General features: G+C 66.2%; 8 protein-coding genes. All 8 read left to right on the top strand.

Annotated elements, in window-relative coordinates; all coding sequences use genetic code 11:
- The first annotated feature begins 43 nt into the window (after nt 1-43).
- The 8 genes from SR3_RS04460 to SR3_RS04495 all read left to right on the top strand — a co-directional run bounded on the left by SR3_RS04460 (nt 44) and on the right by SR3_RS04495 (nt 6,645).
- Nucleotides 44-1,192 (top strand): muconate cycloisomerase family protein, encoded by a 1,149-nt coding sequence (locus SR3_RS04460; RefSeq protein ID WP_068081286.1) that lies wholly within the window; start codon nt 44-46, stop codon nt 1,190-1,192.
- Between the two features lie 4 nt (nt 1,193-1,196).
- Nucleotides 1,197-1,487 carry a muconolactone Delta-isomerase gene (locus tag SR3_RS04465; RefSeq protein WP_068081289.1) on the top strand — a complete coding sequence of 97 codons (291 nt, stop codon included), beginning with the start codon at nt 1,197-1,199 and terminating at the stop codon, nt 1,485-1,487.
- 39 nt (nt 1,488-1,526) lie between these two features.
- Entirely contained in the window at nt 1,527-2,432 is a 906-nt protein-coding gene (locus SR3_RS04470; RefSeq protein ID WP_068081292.1) for a dioxygenase family protein, read from the top strand.
- Between the two features lie 75 nt (nt 2,433-2,507).
- Entirely contained in the window at nt 2,508-3,290 is a 783-nt protein-coding gene (gene pcaD, locus SR3_RS04475) for a 3-oxoadipate enol-lactonase (protein WP_068081295.1), read from the top strand.
- A 77-nt stretch (nt 3,291-3,367) separates the two neighbouring features.
- On the top strand, nt 3,368-3,814 hold the full coding sequence (locus tag SR3_RS04480) for a MarR family winged helix-turn-helix transcriptional regulator (protein ID WP_068081299.1): 447 nt from the start codon (nt 3,368-3,370) through the stop codon (nt 3,812-3,814).
- A gap of 124 nt (nt 3,815-3,938) precedes the next feature.
- Nucleotides 3,939-5,111, top strand: a complete 1,173-nt coding sequence (locus tag SR3_RS04485) for an amidase (RefSeq protein WP_068081302.1) — start codon at nt 3,939-3,941, stop codon at nt 5,109-5,111.
- Nucleotides 5,108-6,259: an acyl-CoA dehydrogenase family protein gene (locus tag SR3_RS04490; RefSeq protein ID WP_068081305.1), complete on the top strand. Its 1,152-nt coding sequence runs from the start codon at nt 5,108-5,110 to the stop codon at nt 6,257-6,259. The genes SR3_RS04485 and SR3_RS04490 overlap by 4 nt, the downstream gene beginning before the upstream one ends.
- A gap of 26 nt (nt 6,260-6,285) precedes the next feature.
- The gene (locus tag SR3_RS04495; protein ID WP_068081308.1) at nt 6,286-6,645 is read left to right on the top strand and encodes a hypothetical protein; all 360 of its coding nucleotides are present in this window, start codon (nt 6,286-6,288) and stop codon (nt 6,643-6,645) included.
- Nucleotides 6,646-6,661 lie beyond the last annotated feature (16 nt).

Here is a 6,661-nt window from a genome sequence, read left to right on the forward strand (position 1 = left end):
CACAGGGCAAGCGCATATCCTGCCAGCGAAGAGGATATCAAAGATGACGGAAATTCTGAGGATCGAGACGATTCTCCTCGATCTTCCCACGATCCGGCCTCATGTGCTGGCCATGGCCACCATGCATCGCCAGACGGTGTGTCTGGTGCGTCTTCATTGCTCCGATGGTATCGAAGGGCTGGGGGAGGCGACCACCATTGGCGGTCTTGCCTACGGCCCGGAAAGCCCCGAAACCATCAAGACGGCCATCGATACTTATGTTGCGCCTTTGCTGGCCGGGATGGATGCCACCCGACCGGCCGCGGCCATGGCGCTGCTGGAACGTCATGTTGTCGGCAATCATTTCGCCAAATGCGCCATCGAAACGGCGCTGCTCGATGCGCAGGGCAAGCGGCTGGGCGTGCCGCTCAGCGAGTTGCTCGGCGGGCGTCGGGCGGAGAGCCTGCCCGTGCTCTGGACCCTGGCCAGCGGCGACACCGCGCGCGATATCGCCGAGGCCGAGGCGATGATCGATCAACGCCGCCATCACACCTTCAAGCTGAAGATCGGCAAGCGGGCGGTGGAGCGCGATGTCGCCCATGTCGGCGCGATCAAGGCGGCGCTGGGCGACAGGGCCAGCGTGCGCGTCGACGTCAATATGGCATGGGATGAGCCCATCGCGCGGCGCGGCATGGCGATGCTGGCCGATGTCGGCTGCGATCTGGTCGAGCAGCCGATCACCCGCCACAACCGTGAGGGCATGGCGCGGCTCGTCGCGCTGGGCCTGCTGCCGGTGATGGCCGATGAAGCGCTGACCGGGCCTGTCAGCGCCATGGACTACGCCCGCGCGGGCGCCGCCGATGTCTTTGCGGTGAAGATCGAGCAGTCGGGCGGGCTCAATGCCGCGCGCGCCGTGGCCGAAATCGGCGCGGCGGCTGGGGTGGGCCTCTATGGCGGCACGATGCTGGAAGGATCGATCGGCACCATCGCCTCGGCCCATGCCTTTGCCACCTTCCCCTCGCTGGCCTGGGGCACCGAACTGTTCGGACCGCTGCTGCTCACGCAGGACATTCTTGCCGAGCCGCTGGCCTATGGCGATTTCGCCCTGCAGCTGCCGCAAGGGCCGGGGCTGGGCATTGCGCTCGACGAAGACCGCGTGGCGCATTTCCGCCGCGACCGCACCTCCACCATCCACGCCTTGCAGGGAGCCTGACCTCATGTTGTTCCAGATCGAAATGTCCGTCCAGTTTCCTGTCGGCTTCGATATGGCCGAGGCCGACCGGATCAAGGCCACCGAAAAGGCCTATTCGCACAGCCTGCAGCAGAGCGGCGAATGGCGCCATATCTGGCGCAAGGCGGGGCTCTACGCCAACACCAGCATTTTCGATGTGGCGAGCAATGAGCGCCTGCACGAAATCCTGATGGGCCTGCCGCTCTATCCTTTCATGACGCTGAGCGTGACGCCCTTGTGCCGCCATCCTTCCTCGATCCGCGACGATGACAGCTGAAAGCCCGCGCGCTTCGACAAAGACAATGGGAGAGAACAGATGACCGAAGATTTCGTCAACACCCCCGCCATTCAGGTCCTGCTGGACAAGGCCACAGGGCAGGACAGCGCCGAGGGCAATCCGCGCCTGAAAGCCATCCTGCGCGATCTGCTGGAGGCCACGATGCGCGTCATCGTGCGCCACGACATTTCCGAGAACGAGTTCTGGGCCGCCGCCAGCTACATCGCCGGGATCGGTCATGAGGCGGGCCTTGTCGCGCCGGGCGTGGGGCTGGAGCATTTCCTCGACCTCTATATGGACGCCAAGGATGCCGAAGCCGGTCGCGAGGGCGGCACGCCGCGCACCATCGAGGGGCCGCTCTATGTGGCGGGCGCGCCGCTGGTCGATGGCACGGGCGAGGTCGATCTGACCAGCGATCCGGATGACACGGGCACGCTCTACATGCATGGCGCCATTCGTGGCCCCGGCGGGGAAGCCGTGCCGAACGCCATCGTCCATGTCTGGCATGCCAATTCGCAGGGCTGGTACTCGCATTTCGACCCGACCCGCGAGCAGACGCCCTTCAACAACCGCCGCCGCATCCAGCTTGGTGACGAGGGCCGCTATGCCTTCCGTTCGAAGATGCCCAATGGCTATTCGGTGCCGCCGGGCGGCAGCGCCGATGTGCTGATGCAGGCGCTGGGCCGCCATGGCAACCGCCCGGCTCATGTCCATTTCTTCGTCGAGGCGCCGGGCTATCGCACGCTGACCACGCAGATCAACTTCGGCGACGATCCCTTTGCCGCCGACGATTTCGCCTTTGGCACCCGCGAAGGCCTGCTGCCCGTGCCCAACCGCCAGGGTGACAGCGCCCATATCGCCTTCGATTTCGTGCTGCAGCGCGCGGAAGAGAAGGAGGATGAGGGCTTCTCCACCCGCCAGCGCTTTGCCGCCGAACCGGCCTGAGCCTCTTCCCTCCTTCCGCCGCCCGCCCGAGCCATCGCTCTCGGGCGGGCGGCCCCGCATCCGAAAGACAAGCCCATGGACTTCATCACCACCCTTGACGGTTGCCGCATCGCCTATCGTTGGGACGGGCCACAGGATGCGCCGGTGCTGTTGCTGTCCAACTCGCTGGGTACCGATCACGCGATGTGGGAACCCCAGATTTCCGGGCTGGCCGTAAGGTTCCGGGTGCTGCGCTACGATCAGCGCGGCCATGGGCGTTCCGATGCTCCGGCTGGCGCCTATTCGATGGATCGGTTGGGGCACGATGCGCTCGATCTCCTCGACGCGCTTGGCATCGCGAAAGCCGATTTCTGTGGCCTGTCGCTGGGCGGCATGGTCGGGCAATGGCTGGCGGTGCATGCGCCAGAGCGGATCGGGAAGCTTATTCTGGCGAACACCTCGGCCTATATGGGGCTGCCCGCCAATTGGCAGAGCCGCATCGACAGCGTGCGCGAGCAAGGCATGGCGCCTCTGGCGCAAGCTTCGATCGCCCGCTGGTTTACGCCCGGCTTCGCCGATCGCATGCCCGATGCCATGGCCCCCATCCATGCCATGCTGCTGGCGACCGACCCTGTCGGCTATGCCGGATGCTGCGGCGCGATCCGCGATATGGACCAGCGCCCGACCAGCTTTCTCAACACCTTGCCCACGCTGGTGATTGCGGGCGCGCAAGACCCCGCTACGCCGGTCGCCGCGAGCGAATTTCTGGCCGAAAGGGCGCGCCATGGCCGGATCGAGATACTGGCCGATGCCGCGCATCTGTCGAATGTCGAGCAGCCCGAAGCTTTCCTGAAAAGCATGCTTGCGTTCCTCGCCTGACGCAAGGCGCTTGCTGCGGCCCCGGTTCGCACCGTAAGGCCGGTGGCGCGATGATGCCGCCAGCAAGGAATGCAAGGATGGATGAGCTGGACCCGCTGGGGTTCGAAACCCAGGAATGGCCCTTTTACTGGCTCACCCGAGCCACGGGCCTCTATCTCAGCCGGTTGGAGCGTTCGCTCAAGGCTGAAGGGCTGGATGTGGCGCGTTACCGGGTGCTGATGTGCGTGCGCCCGGGGCAGGCGCGCAGCATTGGCGAGATCGCCGAACTGGCGATTGTGAAACTGCCCACCATGTTGAAGATCGTCCAGCGCATGCAGGCCGACGGGCTGGTCCTGGCCCGCCCGCGCGAGGAGGATGGCCGTTTCACCGATGTCACCCTGACATCGGCGGGGGTGGATGCCCGCCAGCGCGTCTGGCACATGGCCCACAGCATTTACGAAAAGGCTTTTTCCGGTGACACACCGCCCGATCGCGTAACGGTGAACGAGCAGATGGCCCGCATTGTCGCCCGGCTGAGCGACTGATCGCAGCCTCCCACGCGTGGCGCGGGAGGCAGGCGCCACGGTCATGCCGGTTCCTTGCGCAATGCGTACTGTCTTTGCGCATCTCGATATTTGAAAAGTCAACTAACCAGCCTAACTCTTCTGCATGGAAGAGGGACACACCAGAGAAACCGCCACAACCGGCCTGATCGCCGCTTTCGATCTGGGTGAGGGGGCGCTGCGCGTTGCGGTCAAGGACTGCATCGATATCGCGGGCCTGCCAACACGACAGGGCAGCGCGGTCTTTGCAGAACAGCCGCCCGCTGCCGCTCATGCGGAACTGGTCGACAATCTGCTGGCATCGGGCGCATGGCGGATCGTCGGCAAGGCGGCCATGCATGAGCTGGCCTTTGGCGTCACCGGCGTGAACCCGTGGGGCGGCACGCCCGTCAACCCGCAATGGCCGGACCGGATCGTGGGCGGCTCGTCGAGCGGGTCTGCCGCGGCGGTCGCTTCGGGCACGGTCGATATGGCGATCGGCACCGATACGGGCGGATCGGTGCGCCTGCCCGCAGCCTGCTGCGGCGTGATCGGTTTCAAGCCCGGGCTGGGCGTGGTCAGCCGCCGGGGGGTGCATCCCGGCAAGAGTTCTCTCGATTGCGCTGGCGTTTTCGCGCGCAGCATGGATGTCATCGAGCAGGCGATGCAGGCGCTGGTGCCGGGCTTTGCCCGCGCCGATGCGCCGGGCCCCATCCGTCTCCTGCGCCTGTCACCGAAGGTCGATCTTGCGGTGGAGGCGGCGTTCTCCGCAGCCTTGGCGCGCCTGCCTGTAACGCTGAGGGATGGAGAGCTTCCCGCCCTTGAAGGGGCTTTCGGCGCCAGCCTCGTCATCATGGGGGCCGAGAACTGGGCGGCGCTGGGCCCCTATGCCGATCACCCCGCCATGGGGGAGGACGTCAGGGCGCGTCTGAAGCTGGGCGGGGAGCAGACCGCTCAGGGCATTGCCGAGGCTGAACAGTTGCGCGGCGCCCTGATCGCCCAGATCGACGGGTTGCTCGAACAGGCCGACGCGCTGGTGTTGCCCACCCTGCCAATCATTCCGCCCACGCTGGCCGAAGCGCATGACGCGCGCGCCGTGGTGCCGCTCACGCGGCTGGTGAGGCCTTTCAACCTGTCGGGCCATCCCGCGATCACCCTGCCGATCCGCACGGTTCAGGGGCTGCCTGCCGGCGTGCAATTGGTCGGTCGACGGGGCGGCGATGCCGCCCTGCTGGCACTGGCGAGCAAGATTTTCGAAGCGTTGAACCAACAACCCGACACCGGAGAGGTGAGAGTATGACTGCTGTGGCACAACTGCACGGCAGGGCGCAGGATAACGCCCTGGACACTTTGCTGACCATGGTTTCAGCCCGAGCGGCGCATTATGGCGAGGATCAGCAGATTGACGCCGAGACCGTCGAAGCGATGAAGGCGGCGGGCGTCTATCGCGCGCTGGTGCCCGCCCGCTTTGGCGGCGACGAGAAAAGCCCCGCCGATTTTCTGCGGCTGATCGAGGCGATCTCTGCTCGCGATGGCTCGGCGGGCTGGGTGGCCAGCTTCGGTGTCTCGCATATGTATCTGGCCTCGCTGCCCGAGGCCACGCTGACCAGCCTTTATGCCGATGGGCCCGATGTGGTGTTCGCCGGGGCCATCTTCCCGCCCCAGCCCGCCGTGGCGGTCGATGGCGGCTATCGCGTCTCGGGCCGCTGGCCCTTCGGCAGCGGATCGCCCGGCGCCTCGCTGATCGGCGTGGGCATCAAGGTCGAGGGGGCCGCTGCCTCGGGCCTGCCGCGCATGGCGGTCATGCCTGCCGACAAGGTCCGCATTGCGCCCAATTGGGATGTGATGGGGCTGCGCGGCACCGGCAGCCATGATCTGGTGGTCGAGGATGTCTTCGTGCCCGAGGCATGGACCTTCGTGCGCGGCGCGCCGCCCACCATAGATCTGCCCGCCTATCGCTACCCTTCCATGGCGCTGGCTGCGCAGGTGCTGGCGGTGGTCGGGCTGGGTGTGGCGCGCGCGGCGCTCGATCTGATGGCGCAGATGGCGGGCAAGCGCGCCTCGATCACCGGCGCGCCGGTGATGGCGGATCGCGCCAATGTGCAGGTCGCGCTGGCCAAGGGCGAGGGCGAATGGCAGGCCACCCGCGCCTGGTTCTATGATGTGACCGAGCAGGCCTATGCCAAGGTTCTGGCCGGTGACACGCCGAGCCGCGAAGAGGTGACGCTGATCCGCATGGCGGCCACGCAGGCCGCACGCACCGGCGCGGATGTGACAAGGCTGATGTTCGAGCAGGCCGGCACGGCGGGCATCTTCAACAACCATCCCTTCTCGCGCCTGTTGCAGGATGCGCTGGTGGTCAACCAGCACGCCTTCCTGAACGAGGCCACCTGGCAGAGCGCGGGCAAGAGCCTGCTCGGGCTCGACGCCCCCGCCGGCTACCCCTGATCCCGCTCTTACCGAAAGGCTTTCCCATGACCGACACAATCAAGCCGCTGCGCGTTCTCTTCTGCGGGGCCGTGCTCCAGAACTTCTTCGACCTGCCCGCCGCCGAGATCGGCAAGGTCTGGACCGCCACCGGCGAGATGCTCAAGGGCATCCGCGATCTGCCCGGCGTCACCGTGCTGGGCACGCTGGACGATGATGAGACCATGGTCGGCACCTCGCCCAATGGCTGGCCCTGGACCTTCTACATCCTGGCCGATGTGCCCGACCGCGCCACGGTGGTGGCCGCCTGCAACCTGTTCCGCACCATTCAGGTCGGTGAGCACCGGCTGTGGAAATACATGCGCGTGGAAGCGCGCATCGGCCGCGAGCTGGTGATTCCGGCATAACTCCACCGAAAGGCAA

This window comes from Novosphingobium rosa NBRC 15208, from assembly GCF_001598555.1.
Lineage (GTDB): Bacteria > Pseudomonadota > Alphaproteobacteria > Sphingomonadales > Sphingomonadaceae > Novosphingobium > Novosphingobium rosa.